The sequence below is a fragment of the Burkholderia sp. MSMB1078WGS genome, assembly GCF_001528895.1.
In the GTDB taxonomy this organism is placed as follows: Bacteria; Pseudomonadota; Gammaproteobacteria; order Burkholderiales; family Burkholderiaceae; genus Burkholderia.
On sequence record NZ_LPDI01000067.1, the window covers coordinates 1 to 1,100 of the forward strand.

Consider the following 1,100-nt stretch of genomic DNA (forward strand, 5'->3'; position numbering starts at 1 on the left):
GCGATCTGGGAGAACGGCATTCACCAGAACATCGCGTTCCTCGCGATGATGCTCAAGCGTTCGGATCGCGTCGGCCCCGTCTATTTCCTGAACGGCGGCGACGCCAACGCGCTGCCGGCCGGCCTCGAACTCGACGGCCTCGACGTCCCGCTCGTGAAACCCGCCGACGTCACGTACGAACTCGACGTCGTGATCGAAATGGGCGCGCAGTTGCCGGTCGAATGGCTCAGGCACATGAAGGCGCTCGGCAAGAAGATCGCCGCGTTCTTCTGCGGGCACGTGTATGCGGGCCTGTGCGAAACGCCGATCTTCGGGAAGCCGTCGGGGCACGTGTTCAACGGCGCACCGTTCGATGAAGTGTGGCTGCTGCCGCAATACGACAAGACCGCCGCGCCGATGCTGCAGACGATCCTGCGCGCGCCCGTCCACCTGATGCCGCATATCTGGTCGCCGTACTTCCTCGAGCGCCGCGTCGCCACGCTCGCCGGCGAAGGCGCGACGTTCGGCTATCGGCCCGGCCAGCGGCCGTGGAAGCTCGCGACGCTCGAGCCGAACATCTCGGTCGCCAAGTCCTGCCATTACCCGATGCTCGCGTGCGACGAGTTCTATCGCGCGCGGCCTGACGCTGTGCAGCACATGTTTGTCGTTAACTCGATGCACATGAAGGAACATCCGACCTTCGTGCACTTCGCGAACAGCCTCGATCTCGTGCGCCAGCACAAGGCGACGTTCGAACCGCGGCTCGACCTGCCGGGTTTCATGGCGCGTCACGCGGATGCGGTCGTGTCGCACCACTGGGAAAACGGGCAGAACTATCTGTATTACGACGTGCTGTACGGCGGCTATCCGCTGATCCACAACTCGACGCTGATCGGCGACGCCGGCTATTACTACCCGGACTTCGACTCGGCGGCCGGCGGCCGTGCGCTGCTCGAAGCGTGGCTGCATCACGACGAACGCCTCGACGACTACCGCGCGAAGGCGGGCCGGCTGCTGCAGTCGGTCTCGATCGACAACCCCGCGAACCTCGACGCGTTCGTCTCGCGTCTGGTCGCCTGAACCGGAGCATACGCATGTCGGACTCCAATGCCCGTCAAGCG

1 protein-coding gene is annotated in these 1,100 nt (G+C 64.7%); it reads left to right on the forward strand.

Translation table 11 applies throughout. From position 1 onward, the window contains the following. A partial coding sequence (locus tag WT24_RS16480) for a DUF2827 domain-containing protein (RefSeq protein WP_060034899.1) occupies positions 1-1,059 on the forward strand: 1,059 nt, incomplete at its 5' end. Positions 1,060-1,100: the final 41 nt, after the last annotated feature.